15 protein-coding genes are annotated in these 20,986 nt (G+C 33.4%); 5 read left to right on the plus strand and 10 right to left on the minus strand.

The genetic code is table 11. From position 1 onward, the window contains the following. The first annotated feature begins 76 nt into the window (after positions 1–76). The 3 genes from recG to G6042_RS03355 are packed head-to-tail and all read left to right on the plus strand — an operon-like array spanning position 77 to position 4,074. The gene (gene recG / locus G6042_RS03345; protein ID WP_169522898.1) at positions 77–2,185 is read left to right on the plus strand and encodes an ATP-dependent DNA helicase RecG; all 2,109 of its coding nucleotides are present in this window, start codon (positions 77–79) and stop codon (positions 2,183–2,185) included. A gap of 55 nt (positions 2,186–2,240) precedes the next feature. Further along, positions 2,241–3,104, plus strand: a complete 864-nt coding sequence (locus G6042_RS03350) for a bestrophin family protein (protein WP_169522899.1) — start codon at positions 2,241–2,243, stop codon at positions 3,102–3,104. A gap of 46 nt (positions 3,105–3,150) precedes the next feature. Further along, positions 3,151–4,074, plus strand: coding sequence for an AraC family transcriptional regulator (locus tag G6042_RS03355; protein WP_169522900.1), 924 nt, complete (start codon positions 3,151–3,153; stop codon positions 4,072–4,074). Here G6042_RS03355 and G6042_RS03360 read toward each other — a convergent pair. The 3 genes from G6042_RS03360 to G6042_RS03370 form a co-directional block, all read right to left on the minus strand. Continuing rightward, a complete protein-coding gene (locus tag G6042_RS03360; RefSeq protein ID WP_169522901.1) occupies positions 4,071–4,460 on the minus strand; it encodes a DUF779 domain-containing protein in 390 nt (129 codons plus the stop codon). The genes G6042_RS03355 and G6042_RS03360 overlap by 4 nt on opposite strands. A gap of 69 nt (positions 4,461–4,529) precedes the next feature. Beyond that, on the minus strand, positions 4,530–5,567 hold the full coding sequence (gene adhP, locus G6042_RS03365; RefSeq protein ID WP_169522902.1) for an alcohol dehydrogenase AdhP: 1,038 nt from the start codon (positions 5,565–5,567) through the stop codon (positions 4,530–4,532). Between the two features lie 68 nt (positions 5,568–5,635). Continuing rightward, entirely contained in the window at positions 5,636–7,141 is a 1,506-nt protein-coding gene (locus G6042_RS03370) for an aldehyde dehydrogenase family protein (RefSeq protein ID WP_169522903.1), read from the minus strand. A gap of 241 nt (positions 7,142–7,382) precedes the next feature. Between G6042_RS03370 and pheT the strand changes: the two genes are divergently transcribed. Then, positions 7,383–9,803, plus strand: coding sequence for a phenylalanine--tRNA ligase subunit beta (gene pheT, locus G6042_RS03375; protein ID WP_169522904.1), 2,421 nt, complete (start codon positions 7,383–7,385; stop codon positions 9,801–9,803). 127 nt (positions 9,804–9,930) lie between these two features. Beyond that, positions 9,931–10,467: an ExbD/TolR family protein gene (locus G6042_RS03380; RefSeq protein ID WP_169522905.1), complete on the plus strand. Its 537-nt coding sequence runs from the start codon at positions 9,931–9,933 to the stop codon at positions 10,465–10,467. 73 nt (positions 10,468–10,540) lie between these two features. Here the strand turns inward: G6042_RS03380 and rpsA are convergent, their stop codons facing one another. From rpsA to G6042_RS03415, 7 genes are all read right to left on the minus strand, one after another. Continuing rightward, complete coding sequence (rpsA, locus tag G6042_RS03385; protein ID WP_169522906.1) at positions 10,541–12,310, minus strand: 30S ribosomal protein S1; 1,770 nt, start codon at positions 12,308–12,310, stop codon at positions 10,541–10,543. A 355-nt stretch (positions 12,311–12,665) separates the two neighbouring features. Further along, the gene (locus G6042_RS03390) at positions 12,666–13,922 is read right to left on the minus strand and encodes a nucleoside permease (RefSeq protein ID WP_169522907.1); all 1,257 of its coding nucleotides are present in this window, start codon (positions 13,920–13,922) and stop codon (positions 12,666–12,668) included. 175 nt (positions 13,923–14,097) lie between these two features. Next, on the minus strand, positions 14,098–14,790 hold the full coding sequence (gene cmk, locus G6042_RS03395; protein WP_169522921.1) for a (d)CMP kinase: 693 nt from the start codon (positions 14,788–14,790) through the stop codon (positions 14,098–14,100). A gap of 58 nt (positions 14,791–14,848) precedes the next feature. Continuing rightward, on the minus strand, positions 14,849–15,880 hold the full coding sequence (porQ, locus tag G6042_RS03400) for a type IX secretion system protein PorQ (protein WP_169522908.1): 1,032 nt from the start codon (positions 15,878–15,880) through the stop codon (positions 14,849–14,851). A gap of 171 nt (positions 15,881–16,051) precedes the next feature. Then, on the minus strand, positions 16,052–18,502 hold the full coding sequence (lon, locus tag G6042_RS03405; protein WP_169522909.1) for an endopeptidase La: 2,451 nt from the start codon (positions 18,500–18,502) through the stop codon (positions 16,052–16,054). Positions 18,503–18,713: 211 nt separating this feature from the next. After that, entirely contained in the window at positions 18,714–19,595 is an 882-nt protein-coding gene (locus G6042_RS03410) for a DUF6252 family protein (protein WP_169522910.1), read from the minus strand. A 34-nt stretch (positions 19,596–19,629) separates the two neighbouring features. Next, positions 19,630–20,958, minus strand: coding sequence for an MFS transporter (locus G6042_RS03415; RefSeq protein WP_169522911.1), 1,329 nt, complete (start codon positions 20,956–20,958; stop codon positions 19,630–19,632). Between the last annotated feature and the right edge of the window lie 28 nt (positions 20,959–20,986).

Raw genomic sequence — 20,986 nt, forward strand, 5'->3', positions numbered from 1 at the left:
TTTTTATAGATTACGAATATAATCATTTTAAAATTTTCAAATTAAAAACTTATCTTCGCTTTAACAATTTCTTACCATGTCTTATCAACTTCTTCAAACACCTATCGAATACCTAAAAGGCGTTGGTCCGCAACGTGGCGAACTTTTGCGTAAAGAATTAGGCATTCATCGTTATGAAGATTTGATTAATTTTTATCCCAATCGCTATATTGATCGAACGCGTTATTATAAAGTTAATGAACTCAATAATAATCCTGCGGAAGTTCAAATTATTGGTAAAATCATCAATATTAAAACCGTTGAATTTGGCAAAGCCAAAAAACGTTTGGTTGCCACTTTTGTGGATGAAACTGGCGAAATGGAACTCGTTTGGTTTCAAGGACATAAATGGATTAGAGAAAGTTTGAAAATCAATATTCCCTATGTTATTTTTGGAAAAGTAACGTCGTTCAACGGACAATATAATATGGCGCATCCTGAAATGGAATTACTCAATGAGCACGAACAAAGTTTACGTTCGGCATTGCAATCTGTTTATCCATCGACTGAAACCTTGACTAATCGGGGAATTTCTAATCGAGTGGTGAATAAAATGATGCAACAATTATTTCTTGAAACCCAAGCAAAATTCACGGAAACATTGCCTCAATATCTTTTGGATGAATTAAAATTAATTCCAAAAAATGCAGCTTTATTCAATATTCATTTTCCAAAAAGTCCCGAACTTTTAGCGAAAGCACAATTCCGATTGAAATTTGAAGAATTATTTTTCATTCAATTGCAATTGATAACTAAAAACTTAGTCCGAAAACATAAAATCAAAGGTCATCCTTTTACAATTGTTGGAGAAAATTTCAATAATTTCTATAAAAATCATTTGCCTTTTGAACTGACCAATGCGCAGAAAAAAGTACTGAAAGAAATCCGAAATGATTTAGGAAGTAATGCACAAATGAACCGATTACTTCAAGGCGATGTTGGTTCAGGAAAAACGATTGTGGCATTAATGGCAATGCTAATAGCTCTGGATAACGGATTTCAAAGCTGCTTAATGGCGCCAACCGAAATTTTAGCCAATCAACATTTTAACGGATTAACTGAATTAGCCAAAGATTTAAACATAAATATTAAAATTCTAACCGGTTCAACCAAAACTTCAGAACGGAAAATAATTCACGAAGAGTTAGAAAATGGCAGTTTACATATTCTTATCGGAACACATGCTTTATTGGAAGATAAAGTTCAGTTTCAAAATTTAGGATTAGCAATTATTGACGAACAACATCGTTTTGGTGTGGAACAAAGAAGTAAACTTTGGAAAAAGAATGAAATCCCGCCACATATTTTGGTAATGACCGCAACACCAATTCCGCGAACATTAGCCATGAGTTTATATGGCGATTTAGATGTTTCAGTTATTGATGAATTGCCACCAGGAAGAAAACCCATTCAAACCGTTCATCGCTATGACAGTAACCGATTAAAAGTTTGGAAATTTATAAAAGATGAAATTGCCAAAGGCAGACAAATTTATATAGTTTATCCGTTAATTCAGGAAAGTGAAACGATGGATTACAAAGATTTAATGGATGGATACGAAAGTATTTCCAGAGATTTTCCGCTACCAAATTATAGTATTTCCATAGTTCACGGGAAAATGAAACCCGCCGAAAAAGATTCTGAAATGAAACGCTTCGCCGAAGGAAAAACCAATATCATGGTTGCCACAACGGTAATTGAAGTTGGTGTAAATGTTCCCAATGCCAGCGTGATGATTATTGAAAGTGCGGAACGTTTTGGTTTGTCTCAATTACATCAATTGCGTGGTCGAGTTGGTCGTGGTGCTGAACAGAGTTATTGCATTTTAATGACTTCGCACAAACTTTCCAATGAAAGCAAAATCCGATTGGAAACCATGTGTAAAACCAATGACGGTTTCGAAATTGCTGAAGTCGATTTAAAACTACGCGGTCCAGGCGATATTATGGGAAAACAACAAAGTGGTGTACTTAATCTTCAAATTGCCGATTTGGTAAAAGACAAAGATATATTAGTCGTTGCTCGAAATGAAGCTATAAAATTATTAAAAAAAGACGCTTCGATGTCTTTGCCAGAACATCAAACGTTGAAACAGGTTTTTATTGAATTGACCAAGAAAAAAAATATTTGGAATTACATCAGTTAAAAATCAATTTAAATCTCAATAAACATTTTAAACAAATAAACTTTTAAACTCAAAAATGGTACAATACAACCCGAAAGACTGGATTACTTTTATCTTCAGATTTCACAAATCGGATACATTTCGTCAATTAATGCCAATGATGTTTGTTATTGGATTATATACGTATGGCATTTGTTTTCTGGAAATTGAACATTGGAAACTTTCTGAAAAAAGTCATGTAAAAAACATTTCCATCATGCACGGAATGTTAGGTTTTGTAATTTCATTATTGCTTGCTTATCGAACCAATACCGCTTATGATCGCTGGTGGGAAGGACGAAAAATTTGGGGAAGTTTAGTAAATAGCAGCCGAAATTTAGCGTTGAAACTTTCGGTTATGCTTACGGATGAAAAGGATAAAAATTTTTTACGTCAAGTTATTCCGGCTTATGCTTCTATCCTATCCAAACATTTGTCCAATAAAGAAGTAAGCAAAATGCTTTATGAGAACATCGATTTGGAAATTGACCACGAGAAACACAAACCTAATCAAGTTGCCAAAAGTATTTTTGAAAAAATAAATGAATTATACAAATCAGGCAAAATAACTGGCGACCAATTAATTACCATTAACAACGAATTACAAACCTTTACCGATGTTTGTGGCGCATGTGAACGAATAAAAAACACGCCAATTCCTTATTCTTATAGTGCTTTTATTAAAAAATTCATTTTCTTTTACATCATGACGTTGCCTTTTGGTTATGCTTTTAGTTTGGGTTATTACAGCATTCCTGTAGTAATTTTTACTTTTTATGTATTGGCAAGTTTAGAATTAATTGCCGAAGAAATTGAAGATCCTTTTGGTGATGATGCTAATGATTTGCCTACCGAAAAAATTTCAGAAAACATCAAAAAACACGTAGCAGAGATTTTGTAATGTGTGTGTTTTTTGGTAAATTTACAAGATTGTCAAAATTATACCAATGTACAAAAAAGCATTACTTGATACACCTGCACTAACTCACGAAAAGTCTTTGAAAACTTTGGTCGAAAATCGAACCATTTTTTCATTGGATCATTGTGAACTAAACATCTTTGAAACTTATGAAACTACTGAATTAGTTCCTCTAAAATTCAATGATTTAGTTGTTACCAGCATGTTAAGAGGTAAAAAAGTAATGCATTTATTTGATGATCCTAGTTTTGATTATCTTCCGGGAGAAACTGTAATTGTTCCTTCGAATGTAGAGATGAAAATTGATTTTCCTGAGGCAACCAATGAAAACCCTACACAATGTATTGCTTTAGCAATTGACAATCAAATTATTACTGACACATTAAATTTCCTAAATGAAAAGTATCCGAAAGAAGAAAATAACAGTTTATGGAAATTAGACCACGAAAATTACTTCTTTTATAACAATGTAGAATTAGCATCTACCATCAATAAGCTAATTAAAGAATGTACCGGAAGTTCGATTACAAAAGATGCAATTGCCGATTTAACGCTACAAGAACTTATTATCCGTATTATTCAAACACAAACTGTAAAACGTTTTGACTCTGATGTTAATTTAGACAATAACAGTCCTATTGCAACCAGTATTAGTTTCATTAGAAATAACATTAGAGAAAGTATCAACTTGAAGCAATTAAGTGAAAAAGCTTGCATGAGTACAACTTCATTCTATCGGTATTTTAAACGTGAATTAGGAATGAGTCCGATAGAATACATATTGAATGAGAAAATAAAATATGCCAAAAAATTGTTGAGTAATCCTAATATTCAAGTAAATGAAGTTTCCTATGCAACAGGATTTGAAGATTGTAATTACTTCATCCGATTATTCAAAAAGTATGAAGGCGTTACTCCAAAACAATATCAACTTATGAATTTTACCCATTAATATCCGTTTTCTCCAAAACGAGTAATAGGTTCAAGTTGCTCTATTTCTTCAGAAGTAAAAACAGTATAATTTATTTTAAAGGTTTTACCATAAGGCGTTTCCAACGAAAATCCGCCAGCACCAAATCCATTGACTACATCTAAAGTAAAATGAGCGTGTTTCCAATATTCAAATAAATCTTTGTCAACCCAAAACTCAAATCCTTTGATTTCTCCGATACAAACATCTCCAGTTCTTAAATAAAATCCGCCTTTTTCAAAACACTGAGGCTGAGTTCCTTCACAACATCCACCAGCTTGATAAAACATCAACGGTCCAAATTTTTCCTCCAACATTTCTATTACTTCCAATGCTTCGGGAGTTACATCTAATCTTTTAATGCTCATACCTATATAATTAAAAAAGACTACCAATACAACCAACTAATATCAGCAGTCTTTTAGTTTGAACCAAATCTAATTGTTGCTTCCGGCAATATCAAGAACGATACGACCGTCAATCTGACCTTTTTTCATTTTGTCAAAAACATCATTAATATCTTCTAGTTTAGCTGAAGTAACCGTTGCTTTAACTAATCCTTCGTTAGCAAAATCTAATGCTTCCTGTAAATCTTTTCTTGTTCCAACAATCGAACCTCTTACTGTAATTCTTTTCAAAACGGTTTCAAAAATCGGTAATTCAAATGAACCTGGAGGCAAACCATTTAAGGCAATTGTTCCTTTTCTACGCAATACATCAATACCTTGTTTGAAAGCAATTGGTGAAACTGCAGTGATTAAAGCACCGTGCATTCCGCCAACTTCTTTGTGTAAATAAGTTCCTGGATCTGTTGTTTTTGCATTTACTACCAAATCAGCTCCTAATTTTTTTGCCAATTCTAATTTATCATCAGCTACATCAATTGCTGCAACGTGCATTCCCATTGCTTTGGCATATTGAACTGCAACGTGTCCTAATCCGCCAATTCCTGAAATAGCAACCCATTCTCCTGGTTTGGTTTCTGTTTCTTTCAAACCTTTGTAAACCGTAACTCCTGCACAAAGAATTGGGGCAATTTCCAAGAAATTTACATTATCTTTCAAATGTCCTACATAGCGTGAATCAGCAATTACATATTCAGCAAAACCACCATCAACACTATAACCACCATTTTTTTGCGCTTCACATAATGTTTCCCATCCTGTAATACAATAATCACAGCAACCACAAGCAGAATATAACCATGGAACTCCAACAGCATCTCCTTCTTTCACTACTGCTTCAGGACCACAAGCTACTACAATCCCAACTCCTTCATGTCCTGGAATAAGTGGCATTTTTGGTTTAGCTGGCCAATCGCCATCAACTGCATGCAAGTCAGTATGACAAACACCACAAGCAATAACTTTAACTAATACTTCATACCTTCCTGGAGCTCTAACCGAAACTTCTTGAATTTTAAGAGGCTGACCATAGCCTTGAACCACAGCAGCTTTCATCGTTTTTGGCATCATAATTTACCCTTTAAAAAATTTCACAAAAAACGGGTTACTACTTTTGTAATAACCCGTTTATATTATTATTAAAAGAAACCTAATTTACTTTTGTTATACGAAATCAACATATTTTTGGCTTGACGATAATGATCAAGCATCATTTTGTGATTTTCACGACCAACACCTGATTGTTTATAACCTCCAAATGGCGCTCCTGCTGGATAAGAATGGTATTGATTTACCCAAACTCTTCCTGCTTGAATTGCTCTTGGCACCTGATATAGCTCATGAGCATCACGAGTCCAAACTCCTGCACCTAAACCATACATTGTATCATTAGCTATTTCAATGGCTTCTTCTGTAGTTTTAAATGTGGTAACCGCCAAAACTGGTCCAAAAATTTCTTCTTGGAAAATTCGCATTTTATTATGTCCTTTAAACAAAGTTGGCTGAATATAATAACCGCCTTCCAAATCATCTCCTAAATGATTGACTTCTCCACCACATAATAATTCGGCACCTTCTTCTTTTCCTAATTTAATATAAGACAGAATTTTATCTTTTTGAATTTGAGAAGCTTGCGCACCCATCATTACTGTTGGATCTAAAGGATTTCCAACTTTGATTGCTTTAACTCTTTCTATAACTCTTTCTATAAATTTGTCGTAAATATCCTCATGAATTAACAATCTTGACGGACAAGTACAAATTTCACCTTGATTTAAAGCAAATAAAACTGCACCTTCAATAGCTTTATCCAAAAACTCATCATCAGCATCCATTACTGAAGGGAAAAAAACGTTTGGCGACTTTCCTCCTAATTCCAATGTAACCGGAATAATATTTTCGGTAGCATATTGCATTACCATTCTTCCTGTAGCTGTTGAACCCGTAAAGGCAGCTTTAGCTACTTTTGGATTAGTTACTAATGTTCTTCCTAATTCTGCTCCAAATCCGTTAATAATATTTATAACTCCTGCAGGAAGTAAATCTTCTATTAGCTCCATCAAAACCATGATAGAAATTGGAGTACTTTCGGCTGGTTTAAGAACAACGCAATTTCCTGCTGCCAAAGCTGGAGCCAATTTCCAAACAGCCATTAAAATTGGAAAATTCCATGGAATAATTTGAGCTACAACACCAATTGGCTCATGAATTATAATAGAAACTGTATCTTTATCTAGCTCACTTATAGAACCTTCTTCCGCACGAATTACACTTGCAAAATATCTAAAATGATCTATAGCCAATGGGATATCGGCTGCCAAAGTTTCTCTAACAGCTTTTCCGTTATCTAATGTTTCAACAGAAGCTATATATTCTAAATTCGCTTCTATTCTATCTGCAATTTTGTTTAGAATAATACTTCTTTCTGTTTTTGACGTTTGGCTCCAAGTCTTAAAAGCTTCATGAGCTGCATTTACAGCTTGTTCAACATCTAATTTAGCAGAATGAGCTGCTTTTGCCATTGGTTTTCCATCGACAGGTGATACAACTTCAAAATACAATCCATTTGATGGCGCTGTCCACTTTCCATTAATATAATTATCGTACTTTTCTTTTAGCTGTGGTCTTTTAATTAAATTACTCATAAGTTTATTTTTTTTGTTTTATCCAAATTTAGTTGCATTATTCTCCTTCGAATAGCACATTTTTGCCATTTTTCAGCACGATTTTGACAATAACAAAATATTAACACATAAAAATTGAACATATATTAAAAAGTGGATTATTAAATAATGAATTTCACAAAACATCAGACTAAACAATATTCCAAAATATTTTTTAATCTAAAGTGTACAATATGTATATTTGCATCCTTAATTTTTACACATGAAAATTTCATACAATTGGCTTAAACAATTCATTAAAATAGATTTAAAATCAGAAGAAACAGCTGCTATTCTAACCGATTTAGGATTAGAAGTTGAAGTTGTTTCCAACTATCAATCCGTTCGTGGTGGATTAGAAGGTGTGGTCGTAGGTCACGTTTTAACTTGTGAAAAACATCCTGATGCCGATCGTTTAAAAATTACCACCGTTGATTTAGGTGAAGCAACACCTGTTCAAATTGTTTGTGGTGCAAGTAATGTTGGCGCAGGACAAAAAGTTCCTGTTGCTACCATTGGAACCAAACTTTTTGACAAAGATGGAAATGAATTTGAAATCAAAAAAGGAAAAATTCGTGGACAAGAAAGCCACGGAATGATTTGTGCCGAAGACGAACTTGGACTTGGAACAAGTCATGATGGCATCATGATTTTGGACGAAAAACTAAAACCAGGAACGCCTTGTGCCAAAGTTTTTAATATTGAAAACGACGAAGTTTTTGAAATTGGATTAACACCAAATCGTGCTGATGCTATGTCGCATTATGGTGTTGCACGTGATTTGCGCGCGAGTTTACTTCAAAAAAACAGTACTGTTGAATTGATTACACCATCGGTTAGTACTTTTAGAATTGACAAAAGAACGTTGAAAATTGATGTTGATGTAAAAGACAATAAATTAGCTCCAAGATATTGTGGTGTAACCATTTCTGGAATTACCGTAAAAGAATCACCTGAATGGTTAAAAAACCGCTTGAAAGCTATTGGGTTAACACCAAAAAATAATGTAGTTGACGTTACCAACTATATTTTACATGATTTAGGACAACCGCTTCATGCTTTTGATGCTTCAAAAATTAATGGAAAAATTATTGTAAAAACCGTTGAAGCTGGAACAAAATTCACAACTCTAGATGATGTTGAAAGAACATTGCATGAAGAAGATTTAATGATTTGTGACGAAAAAGGTCCAATGTGTATTGCTGGAGTTTTTGGCGGAAAAAGTTCTGGAGTTACTGATACTACCAATTCTATTTTCTTAGAAAGTGCTTATTTTAATCCAGTTTCTGTTAGAAAATCTGCAAAAAGACATGGCTTAAATACCGATGCTTCTTTCCGTTTTGAAAGAGGAATTGATCCAACAATTACTGAATTTGCTTTAAAACGTGCCGCACTTTTAATCAAAGAAGTTGCTGGTGGCGAAATCACTTCGGATATTATTGATATTTACCCAAAAAAGATTGAAGATTTCCCAGTTTTCTTGAGTTTTGAAAAAACTACCAAATTAATTGGGCAAGAATTACCAAAAGAAACCATCAAAAGAATTTTGGCATCGCTAGACATCAAAGTTACAACAGTTTCTGATGCTGGTTTGGGATTAATCATTCCATCCTATCGTGTTGATGTTCAAAGAGAAGTTGATGTTATCGAGGAAATCCTGAGAGTTTATGGATACAACAATATCAATTTTACCAAAAAATTGAATGCTACTGTTTCCAATTCAGCTAGAACGGAAGATTACAAAGTGCAAAATCTTGTAGCTTCGCTACTGAATGCTAATGGTTTCCACGAAATGATGGCAAATTCATTGACAACGCCAGAATATATTGGTTTATCTGAAATGTTGAAAGAAGAATACAATGTAACGATGTTAAATCCGTTGAGCAATGATTTATCAGCGATGCGTCAATCGTTGTTGTTTTCTGGTTTAGAAGCTGTTTCTTACAACATCAATCGTAGAAATGGTGATTTGAAATTATTTGAATTTGGAAAAACCTATCATAAATTGCCTTCTGGTTATGATGAACCAAAGCATTTAACACTATTTGTTTCGGGAAATAGAAGCGAAGAAAGTTGGACAAATGCACAAAAACCTTCTGATTTCTTTTTGTTCAAAGGTTATGTAAACACCATTTTGGAACGATTAGGAATTACCAAAATTCAATACAAACCTGTTAGCTCAGATGTTTTTGCAGAAGGAATTGCAATTGCTTGCGGAAATGATACTTTGGTTGAATTTGGAACCGTAAAAAAATCAATTCTGAAACATTTTGATATTAAACAAGAAGTTTTCTATGCTGATTTCAATTGGAATTTGGTTTTAAAATTAATTGGAACCAAAATTAAATTTACTGATATTCCAAAATATCCTGAAGTTCGTCGCGATTTAGCCTTGTTAGTTGATGAAAACGTTGCTTTTGACGCTATTTACACTATTGCACGTCAAACGGAGAAATCGTTATTGAAAGAAGTAAATCTATTTGATGTTTACCAAGGAAAAAATCTTCCAGAAGGAAAAAAATCATACGCAGTGAGTTTCATTTTACAAGACAATTCAAAAACTTTGACCGATGAACAAATTGACAAAATCTTAAACAAACTACAAAAGAATTTTGAAAACGAACTTGGTGCAAGTTTGAGATAATACTTGATTTCTCTATTCTAAACACAAATGCTCGAAGAAATTCGGGCATTTTTTTTATTCTTAAAGAATTTTTAACATCCATTTTTTTCATAACTTTATGACATTCAATTTTTAATTCTTTATAATTATGGATGAAAGCAATAAAAATTTCAAACTGATTAATGCTAAACCAAGATGCAAAAAATTAAAACCAAAAATTGATTTGGCTGCTATGGTAAGTGTTTCGTTTTTACTTATCATCTTTTTTATGGTTACAAAAGAATTGTCCAAACCACGAATGATTGATTTTGGATTGCCTGAATCTGGTGGTTGTTATACTGGTGGTTGTGGAGGAAATTTTGACAGAAGAATTACGCTACTTTTAGACGATGACAACAAAGTAATTAGTTATTGGGGATTATTAGAAATGCCTAATGAACAACCAAAAAAACTTGATTATGGTTCTAATGGAATTCGAAAAGAATTAATTCGAATTGATAAAATCATTCAAAATCGAACAGGTAGCAATGACAGAAGAGCAATAGTCATCATAAAACCAAGTAAAAAATCAAACTATGGAAATTTAGTTGATATTTTGGATGAAATGGCAATAACTAATATTCCAACTTATGCGGTTATAAATGATTTCACTCCAGATGAAATGAAACTATTAGCATCAAAATAACTTATTAAGTTTATAAAACAAAAAAACTCCTCGTTTTCACGAGGAGTTTCTATTTATAAAGAATTTCGAAAAATTATTTTTTCTCTTTCTTTTCCATTTCAGCTTTTAAGCCTGCAAGGATATCATTGTTATCTCCAAGAGCATTTGCTGGAGCGTTTGTAGAAGCTACAGTTTCAGCAGCAGCTTTTACAGCTTTCTCTTCTTCTTCTCTAAAGATAGCAGTGTGAGAAGCAACAACTCTTTTGAATTCTTTGTTGAACTCAATTACTTTGAATTCAGCTTCGTCACCTTTTTTCAATTTTTTACCGTCTTCTTTTTCTAAGTGACGTGTTGGAATAAACGCAACAACATCATCTCCAAAATCTACAGTTGCACCTTTGTCAACGATATCAGCAATAACTCCAGTGTGAACTGTTCCTACTGCAAAAGCATCTTCATGTTTATCCCATGGATTAGCTGTAGTTTGTTTATGACCTAAAGACAATTTACGAGCATCTACATCAAGTTCTAAAACAACAACTTCCAATTTGTCACCTACGTTAACAAATTCTGATGGATGTTTGATTTTTTTAGTCCAAGATAAATCAGAAATGTAAACTAAACCATCGATACCTTCTTCTAATTCAACGAAAATACCAAAGTTTGTAAAGTTTCTAACGATACCTGTGTGTTTAGAACCAACTGGATATTTAGCTGTAATATCAGTCCATGGATCTTGCGTCATTTGTTTGATACCTAATGACATTTTTCTTTCGTCTCTGTCAAGAGTTAAAACTACTGCTTCAACTTCATCACCAACTTTTACGAAATCTTGAGCAGAACGTAAATGAGTTGACCAAGACATTTCAGAAACGTGGATTAAACCTTCAACACCTTCAGCAACTTCGATGAAAGCACCATAGTCAGCAAGAACTACAACTTTACCCTTCACTTTGTCACCTACTTTAAGTTCAGCACCAAGTGCATCCCATGGATGAGCGTTTAATTGTTTTAAACCTAATTGGATTCTTGTTTTTTCGTCATCGAAATCAAGGATAACTACGTTCAATTTTTGGTCTAATTCAAGAACTTCACTTGGGTGATTGATTCTTGACCAAGAAAGGTCAGTAATATGGATTAATCCATCAACACCACCAAGGTCAATAAACACACCATAAGAAGTAATATTTTTAACAACACCTTCTAATACTTGTCCTTTTTCTAATTGACCAATAATTTCTTTTTTCTGAACTTCGATATCTGCCTCGATAAGCGCTTTGTGAGAAACAACAACGTTTTTGAATTCGTGGTTAATTTTTACCACTTTGAACTCCATCATTTTGTTTACATATACATCATAATCACGGATTGGTTTCACATCAATTTGTGAACCTGGTAAGAACGCTTCGATACCGAAAACGTCAACTATCATACCACCTTTAGTTCTACATTTAACAAAACCTTGAACAATTTCTCCAGTTTCGTTAGCAGCAATAACTCTATCCCAAGATTTGATAGTTCTAGCTTTTCTGTGAGATAATACTAATTGACCTGTTTTGTCCTCACGAACGTCGATTAATACCTCAACTTTGTCTCCTACTTTTAAGTTTGGATTGTAACGGAATTCGTTTAAAGAAATAACACCTTCCGATTTTGCATTAATGTCAACAATTGCATCTCTGTCAGTAATACGAACTACTACACCTTCTACAACTTCTTCATTGTCAGTAGAGATAAAAGTTTTAGTAACTAAATCTTCAAACTCTTGCAAGTTTTTTGCATCTACTGCATCAATTCCTTCTGCGTAATTGTGCCAGTTAAAATCGTTTAAAAACGCCTGTTGATCTTTGTTTAATTCAGCCATGCTGATAAAATAATTTGTATGCTGTGCTTCTTGAGTTTATTATCGAATAGAAAACAACAGCAGTGTTTTACATAAATAGTTGATACCTAAAGGAAACTCTACTTCGCCAAAAGGTTTGCAAAATTACGCATAATTTCTTAACTACAAAACATTTAACACAAGAAATGACCTTTTTTTCTTGGAGCGAATGGTTCGGGAATTTTTGGATGCCGTTTTCCCGCTTTTCGCTCTACTTCGTGCCGCTACAATCGGGGCTAATTTGGATTTGTATTGAATTCTTGAAAACAAAAAAGACCTAACAGTCCCGAAGTTTCGGGATGAAAATCTGTTAGGTCTAAAATTTTAAACGCTACTTTTAATGACTTACATTGGCTACATCATTAGGATTATGTTTGTGCTTAAACAAAACCGCAAAAGCAATAGCGATAATTAAAGAGTAAGCTGCAAACGCCAACCAGATGTTGTGCCAATCTCTTTCACCGTTGTGCGTAAAATATTTTTCAATTGCCCAACCTGACGTAAAACTTCCCAATACTGCTCCAAAACCTTTGGTCATCATCATAAACAATCCTTGAGCCGAAGAACGTATTTTTGCATTAGTCGAAGTTTCAACAAACAAAGAACCCGAAATATTAAAGAAGTCAAATGCCATTCCGTAAACAATACATGATAAAATAATCATCCAAAGTCCATCTGTCGGATTTCCGTAAGCAAATAATCCAAAACGTAAAACCCAAGCCAACATCGAAATTAACATTACTTGCTTAATTCCAAAACGCTTTAAGAAAAAAGGAATTGCCAAAATAAACAATGTTTCCGAAACCTGCGAAATCGACATAATGATAGTAGAATATTTCACTACAAATGAATCGGCATATTCAGGAACATTTTTAAATTCATCTAAAAAAACATCGCCATAAGCATTTGTTAACTGCAAAGCGCCACCAAGAAACATAGAGAAAATAAAAAACAAAGCCATTTTATAAGTTCCAAATAATTTGAAAGCTTCTAATCCTAAAGATTCTACAAAAGAAGACTTTTCCGCTTTAGTATGTTGTGGTTTACATTTTGGCAATGAAAACGCATACAATCCAAGTAAAATAGCAGCAATTCCTGCTATATAAAATTGATATGCTGTAGCTTTATTTCCTGTTAAGTTAGTCAACCACATCGCAGCAATAAAACCAACTGTTCCCCATACTCTAATGGGTGGAAAATCCTTCACCACATCGCCATCCGAACTATTTTTTAAAGCAGTATAAGATATCGAATTAGACAACGCAATTGTTGGCATGTAAAAACACATCGCCAAAAGCATTACATAAATAAAATTTCCTGGTGTTTCTACTTGAGGTAAATAAAACAAAACTAAAGCATACAAAATATGAAGAATTCCATATAATTTTTCAGCATTAATCCAGCGATCAGCTAATATTCCGGTTAGTGTTGGCATAAACAAGGAAGCGATTCCCATTGTTCCAAATACTAATCCAAATTGTGTTCCTTCCCATTGTTTTGTGCCAAACCAAAAATTGGCAATAGTAATCAACCATGCACCCCAAACAAAGAACTGAAAGAAGTTCATGGTAATTAATCTGTTCTTTATACTCATAAAAATAGTTTTAGATTTCGTTAGAAAATAGCTCGTAAATCTACTATTAAAAATGAGAATTGCAAAAATATAATAACGATTTTGTCATTTCGACGAAGGAGAAATCACACAAGATGGTTTTAAATCTTATAATGAGATTTCTCCTTCGTCGAAATGACAAGTTAACGGATAATAATTATTGATTAATAACTTCTTCAACTAATTCTAAAACAGTAGTAAATTGTTCTTCTTTTGAAAGATAAGAATTATCAATTTCAATAGCATCATCAGCAATAACCAATGGAGAATCGGCTCGATGCGTATCAATGTAATCGCGTTCTTGTACGTTTTTTAAAACATCTTCGTAGGTAACATTATCGCCTTTAGCTTGAAGTTCGTCAAATCTACGTTGCGCACGAGTTTCGGCACTTGCAGTCATGAAAATTTTAAGCTCAGCATTTGGAAAAACAACCGTTCCAATATCGCGACCATCCATCACAATGCCTTTGTCTTTTCCCATGGCTTTTTGTTGTTCAACCAATTTGGCTCGAACTTCTGAAACCTCAGCTATTTTACTCACAAACCCTGAAACTTCAAGCGTTCTGATTTGTTTTTCGACATTTACATCATTGAGATACATTTCAGCAAAACCTAATTCGGGGTTGAACTCAAAGTGTAATTTTATATTGGGTAAACTTACAATCAATTCGTTTTTATGAAAAAAATCATTAGAAATGAAACCATTTTGCATTGCAAAAAAAGTTACCGCACGATACATTGCGCCAGTATCAACATAAACATATCCTAATTCTTTAGCCAATTGTTTTGCTAAAGTACTTTTTCCTGTTGACGAATATCCGTCGATTGCAATGGTAATTTTTTTACTCACAATGTTTTCTATTATTTTTTTTGGTGTTCGTGAACCTTCGGTTTCAAAATTTATTTTTTTAATAACTGTTGTCTGCAAAATCTATTGTTAAACCAAATAGACTTGTGTTTGCCGCTAAAGTATATCGTGAATAGGAATAGTTAAATTTTAATTTTCTAATTTTCAAACCAATACCAACTGAAATTCCAGAAAAATTTCGTTGCTCTAAAATACGTAATTCTTCGGCACGACGAAAATTATATCCTAAACGAATGTTGAAACCTTTATCTGGAAATAATTCGGCACCAACAACTACATGTCGCAAAGCATTATTAAAAACCGAGACTTTTTCAGGAGTTGAACCGCCATCAAGTGAACCTTCGGCACGATTTGGATTGGAAAAAGCAATATTCCATTGTTGCATATTTTCCAACGTTAAATGCCAACGAATGGGAACATTTTCCATTAATTGTGAAACTCCAACTAAAACTTCCAGCGGTAATTTTTCTCTTGTTTCGGCATAAGGCGTAATCTGCATTCCAATATTTCTAATCACCAAAGCCCAATTGACATCGTTTCGTTCATCGATAAATAATCCTCCAATATCAACAGCTGCGCCAAATGAATTGTAACTTTCTAGTGTAGAAGAAATCAATTTGGCATTGGCACCGATATAAAAACTGGAAAACGGAATATTATAAGCATAGCCAAACGACAACGCCATATCACTACCTGTAAAACTGGAAGTTGGCTGACCATTTTCGTCATATCCGTCAAAACTTCCGTAGTTTACATAATTCACTCCAGCATGAAATGTTTGCAAATGTCTATCATAAGTATAAGCATAAGCAGCAGTTCCATATGTAACTTCGCCAAAATAACTTCCATAATTTAATGCTAATTTATTATCCATTTCAGCATTGATTGTTGCCGGATTAAAATGTGCCTGATTGACATCACTGTCATAAATAGTAATGGTTTTTCCACCCAAAGCAGCCTGTCTTGGCGACGTAACTAGGTTCAAAAATTGATATACTGATCTACCACCAATTTGTGCGAAACCAGCCAAATTAGTAAGCAATAAAACAGTACAAGCAATTTTTTTTACCATGGAAATAAATAGCAATCTATATACTATAACGGAAATGCGAAGATATTATTTTAAATTGGATAGAAAAAAATGGTTTTTAATCATTTTTAAACTCGCAAGAACATCTTTTAAACAAAAAACCTACAAGGTTTTAAAAACCTTGCAGGTTGAAATTATTTTGAGAACTGAAAATTACAGCTTTTTTGCGTTTTTAACCTTTTGGTTCGTAATCGCAACGTCTATAACTTCACTCATTTCCTTCACGTAATGGAAAGTCAATCCTTCAATATATTCAGGTTTGATTTCATCAATATCGCTTTTGTTTTCGTGACAAAGGATAATTTCTTTGATGTTTGCTCTCTTAGCTGCTAAGATTTTCTCTTTAATTCCACCAACTGGAAGCACTTTTCCTCGAAGCGTAATTTCGCCTGTCATAGCTAAGCCTTTCTTCACTTTCTTTTGGGTTAGTAACGAAACCAAAGAAGTCAACATTGCAATTCCGGCACTTGGTCCATCTTTTGGCGTTGCACCTTCGGGAACGTGAAGATGAATATTGTATTTAGAAAGCATCTCAGCTTCTAATCCAAAAAGTTCAGCATTGGCTTTGATATATTCTAAAGCAATGGTTGCTGATTCTTTCATCACGGTTCCAAGATTTCCTGTCAACGTTAAATTTCCTTTTCCAGCAGAAATCAATGATTCTATAAACAAAATATCTCCACCAACTGATGTCCAAGCTAAACCAGTTACAACTCCAGCAACATCGTTACTTTCAGATTTATCGCGTTCTAATTTTGGCGCACCAAGAATTTTAACGATATCTTCATCGGTTACTTTTTTATTGTATTCTTCTTCCATTGCTACTGATTTGGCAGCATTTCGGATAACTTGTGCAATTTTTTGTTCCAAACTTCTCACACCCGATTCACGAGTGTAACCTTCAACAATTTTTTCTAATTGTTTTTTACCAATAGTCAAATCTTTTGGTGTTAATCCGTGTTCTTTCAGTTGTTTTGGGAACAAATGCTGACGAGCAATTTCTACTTTTTCTTCAATAGTATAACCAGTCATTCTAATCACTTCCATTCTGTCTTTCAACGCTGGCTGAATGGTTGCCATATTATTTGACGTAGCAATGAACATTACTTTTGACAAATCGTAACCCATTTCTAGGAAATTATCATAAAACTCGCTGTTTTGTTCAGGATCAAGAACTTCTAGCAAAGCCGATGATGGATCGCCTTGATGCGAATTTGACAACTTATCGATTTCATCCAAAACAAAAACCGGATTAGAAGTTCCTGCTTTTTTCAAACTTTGAATAATTCTTCCTGGCATTGCACCGATATAGGTTTTTCTATGACCGCGAATTTCAGCTTCGTCACGCAAACCGCCAAGCGAAATTCGAACATATTCTCTTCCTAACGCTTCGGCAATAGATTTTCCAATCGATGTTTTTCCAACACCTGGTGGACCAGTTAAACAAATAATTGGCGATTTCATGTCATTTCGCAATTTCAAAACTGCCAAATGTTCGATAATTCTTTTTTTGACATCTTCTAAACCAAAATGGTCTTTGTCGATAATTTTTTGTGCTCGTTTTAAATCGAAATTGTCTTTTGAAAATTTATTCCATGGCAATTCAAGAAACAAATCAAGGTAATTTCTTTGGATACCAAAATCAGGCGATTGAGGATTAGTTCGCTGTAATTTTGAAATTTCTTTTTCAAAATGTTTAGCGGTTTTTTCGTCCCAAGATTTGGTTTTAGCCTTTTGACGCATTTCTTCAATTTCTTGTTCATAGGAAACACCACCCAATTCTTCTTGGATAGTTTTCATTTGCTGATGCAAGAAATATTCGCGTTGTTGTTGGTCTAAATCAAAACGAACTTTTGACTGAATGTCATTTTTAAGTTCCAATTTTTGCAACTCAACATTCATGTATCGAAGTGTTTCCAAAGCTCTATCTTTCAAAACATTAATCGACAATAAATCTTGTTTTTCCTTAACCGAAAGGTTCATATTAGAAGAAACAAAATTGATTAAAAACGATTGACTTTCGATATTTTTTATAGCAAAAGTAGCTTCGGTTGGAATATTTGGGCTTTCCTTAATAATTTCGATTGCCAATTCACGAATGGAATCAACAATAGCATTAAATTCGGTATCAGTTTTCTTTGGGCGTTTTTCTTCTACTTCTTTTACAGAGGCTTTTAAATAAGGAACTTCGGTCGTAACCGTATCGATTTCAAAACGCTTTTTTCCTTGAAGAATTACAGTAACATTTCCGTCGGGCATTTTTAAAACGCGAAGGATTTTAGCAACTGTTCCAACTGGATGAATATCATTTTTGGTTGGATCTTCATCGGCTTCATTTTTTTGTGCAACTACCCCAATAATTTTGTTTCCAGCATTGGCATCGTTAATCAATTTTATCGATTTATCTCTTCCGGCAGTAATTGGAATTACAACTCCGGGAAAAAGCACTGTATTTCGCAATGGTAGAATTGGCAACGAAAGAGGTAATTCTTCCTTGCTCATTTCTTCTTCATCTTCTGGAGTTAAAAGCGGAATTAACTCAGCTTCGTTATCAAATTCTTGAAGTGACAAACTATCGAGTGTTATAATATTGTGTTTTGACATGTATGGTATTTAAAATAGGTCAATATGGCATTAATTTTCAATAAATGAATAACAAATGTAAGATATCATTTTAAAAATTGACCTCTAATTTGCAAACATTTAAGTTTTGTTACTAATAAATATAATTGATTAGCGATTGGATATGACAAGTATTATGCCACAAAAAAAATCCGCCAAAATGACGGATTTTGATATTCTTAAATTCTTTTAATTAATATTCCACTTCAAAAGCTCCTTCAGTAACATTGAATGTTGACGTTACAAAACTAAATGTTCCTTTGATTTTTGTTGCTGTTTTTGAAATAATAGTTACCGTACCAGAAGTTGCAGTAAAATCTTCATCATCAAAAGTATAAGAAGCTTGAACAACATCAGTAGCACTATTTCCAGTAATTGGATATGTTCCAGCACCTAGATTAGCTCTAACTGAAACTGTCATCGAGTTAAGAGCTGCATCTTGGGCAGCAACACTGATAAAATCTTGACCTGCAATACCTATTTCGGCAGCAAGTATATCAACCTCATTAAATTCAATACCGTTTACTTGAGCAAAAAATGTATCACCTGTTTCTGCTTGAACAATATAAGGAACATTTTGAAAAACTCCGTTAGTAAATATCGTTGGAAGTATATTCGTAACAGTGTCATCAGACCAATATCCTTTAAAATTAAAAGTTCCAGAGATTGTTTTATTAGTTGTATTGATATTAGTAATAGTGATTGAACCTGTATTTTCAGTCGGATTATCTATATTCATTGACCAATAACCATATTCAGAACCTGCAGGATTAAAATTCAGAATATTTTGATTTGCTGGATATGTTCCTGTTGTGCTTCCATCAATTAAAATTCCAAACGATTCTCCGTTGTTTTTTAACGCACCCATTCGAATCATATTACCTGAAATTATTGCTTGCGCAGATGTGGCATTCCATGTACTTCCACTAAAATCAGCTCTAAATACCGCGTTTGCAGGATTTCCACCACCGTTTCCTAAATCAATAGCAGGATCAATTGGTTCGTTGTCACACGATGTAAAGGTAAAAGCTGTAAAAATTAAAAATAATCCAGCTAAAAATTTTATGTTTTTCATAACGTCTTTAATTATTCTTCAAATATAATTTTTTTTATTTATTTCTCAAGGCATTTTTTGGAACTCTCAATAAAAGTAATAATCCAATTATAAAAAATAATCCTAAAAAAACAATTGCATTTCGCATACTTCCAGTAATTTGATCGATTATACCATATATTGACATTCCTATAACTATTCCTATTTTTTCAGTTACGTCATAAAAACTAAAAAAGGAAGCTGTATCTTTTGTTTCTGGTAACAATTTAGAATAGGTAGAACGAGCTAAAGATTGAATTCCTCCCATCACAAGTCCAACAAAAGCAGCAGTAGTATAAAAATGAATTGGTGTTTCAATAAAATAGGCAAAACCACATAAGATTGCCCAAAAAGTATTTAGAAAAATAAGTGTATTAATATTTCCATATTTTGCTGATGTTTTTGAGGTAAGATAAGCACCCAAAACAGCAACCAATTGTATCAATAAAATACTAATTATCAAACCAGTAGTTTTTTGACTTGGTGTTTCCCATGCCACTTCTGTTGCTCCAAAATAGGTAGCAACTAACATTACCGTTTGAACTGCCATGATGAAAACAAAATAACTATATAAGTATCTTTTTAATGCTAAATTTACCTGTAATTGTCTCCAAACCAATCTTAACTCATTGAAACCTTTAAAAATAAAATCCTTTGTAATGGTTACATTTTTTTTATTTCCTTTTGGTAAATAATAGTAAGTTATGTGACTAAATCCAATCCACCAAACTCCAACTGAAATGAACGAAATTCTCATCGCTTTCATACTTGCTTCGATTTCGGTTCCAGAAATTCCAAAGCTATGAGGAAACATTACCATTGCTAAATTTAAAATTAACAATAATGTACTTCCAAAATATCCCATTGAAAATCCTCGCGCACTCACTTTGTCTTGTTGTTCTGGAAAAGCGATATCAGGCAAATAGGAATTATAAAAAACCAAACTTGACCAAAAACCTATTAATCCTAGAAAATAAAAAGCATAACTTAAGAATAATTGATTTAAATCAAACCAATATAAGCATATACAAGAAATTGCACCGAGATAACAAAAAAATCGGAGAAAAGCTTTTTTGTTCCCTATATAATCGGCTATTCCTGATAAAATAGGCGAAAATAGTGCCACAATCAAAAAAGCGAATGCCGTTACAAAACTAATCATAGCAGTATCTTTACACTGCATTCCAAAGACAGTTACATAATTTCTTCCGCTTTCCTTGAATATCATTTCATAAAAAATTGGAAATACCGCTGATGCTATAACTAAACTATAAACTGAATTTGCCCAATCATAGAAAGCCCATGCATTGAGCAATTTTGGATGACCTTTTGGTAAATCTGCCATAAAACTATTTTTAAATAAAAAATCCCGA

Source organism: Flavobacterium solisilvae (assembly GCF_012911605.1).
Classification (GTDB): domain Bacteria; phylum Bacteroidota; class Bacteroidia; order Flavobacteriales; family Flavobacteriaceae; genus Flavobacterium; species Flavobacterium solisilvae.

Coding starts and splice junctions, on each gene's coding strand:
- recG (WP_169522898.1), top strand. CDS start 77: ATGTCTTATCAACTTCTTCAAACACCTATCGAATACCTAAAAGGCGTT.
- G6042_RS03350 (WP_169522899.1), top strand. CDS start 2,241: ATGGTACAATACAACCCGAAAGACTGGATTACTTTTATCTTCAGATTT.
- G6042_RS03355 (WP_169522900.1), top strand. CDS start 3,151: ATGTACAAAAAAGCATTACTTGATACACCTGCACTAACTCACGAAAAG.
- G6042_RS03360 (WP_169522901.1), bottom strand. CDS start 4,460: ATGAGCATTAAAAGATTAGATGTAACTCCCGAAGCATTGGAAGTAATA.
- adhP (WP_169522902.1), bottom strand. CDS start 5,567: ATGATGCCAAAAACGATGAAAGCTGCTGTGGTTCAAGGCTATGGTCAG.
- G6042_RS03370 (WP_169522903.1), bottom strand. CDS start 7,141: ATGAGTAATTTAATTAAAAGACCACAGCTAAAAGAAAAGTACGATAAT.
- pheT (WP_169522904.1), top strand. CDS start 7,383: ATGAAAATTTCATACAATTGGCTTAAACAATTCATTAAAATAGATTTA.
- G6042_RS03380 (WP_169522905.1), top strand. CDS start 9,931: ATGGATGAAAGCAATAAAAATTTCAAACTGATTAATGCTAAACCAAGA.
- rpsA (WP_169522906.1), bottom strand. CDS start 12,310: ATGGCTGAATTAAACAAAGATCAACAGGCGTTTTTAAACGATTTTAAC.
- G6042_RS03390 (WP_169522907.1), bottom strand. CDS start 13,922: ATGAGTATAAAGAACAGATTAATTACCATGAACTTCTTTCAGTTCTTT.
- porQ (WP_169522908.1), bottom strand. CDS start 15,880: ATGGTAAAAAAAATTGCTTGTACTGTTTTATTGCTTACTAATTTGGCT.
- lon (WP_169522909.1), bottom strand. CDS start 18,502: ATGTCAAAACACAATATTATAACACTCGATAGTTTGTCACTTCAAGAA.
- G6042_RS03410 (WP_169522910.1), bottom strand. CDS start 19,595: ATGAAAAACATAAAATTTTTAGCTGGATTATTTTTAATTTTTACAGCT.
- G6042_RS03415 (WP_169522911.1), bottom strand. CDS start 20,958: ATGGCAGATTTACCAAAAGGTCATCCAAAATTGCTCAATGCATGGGCT.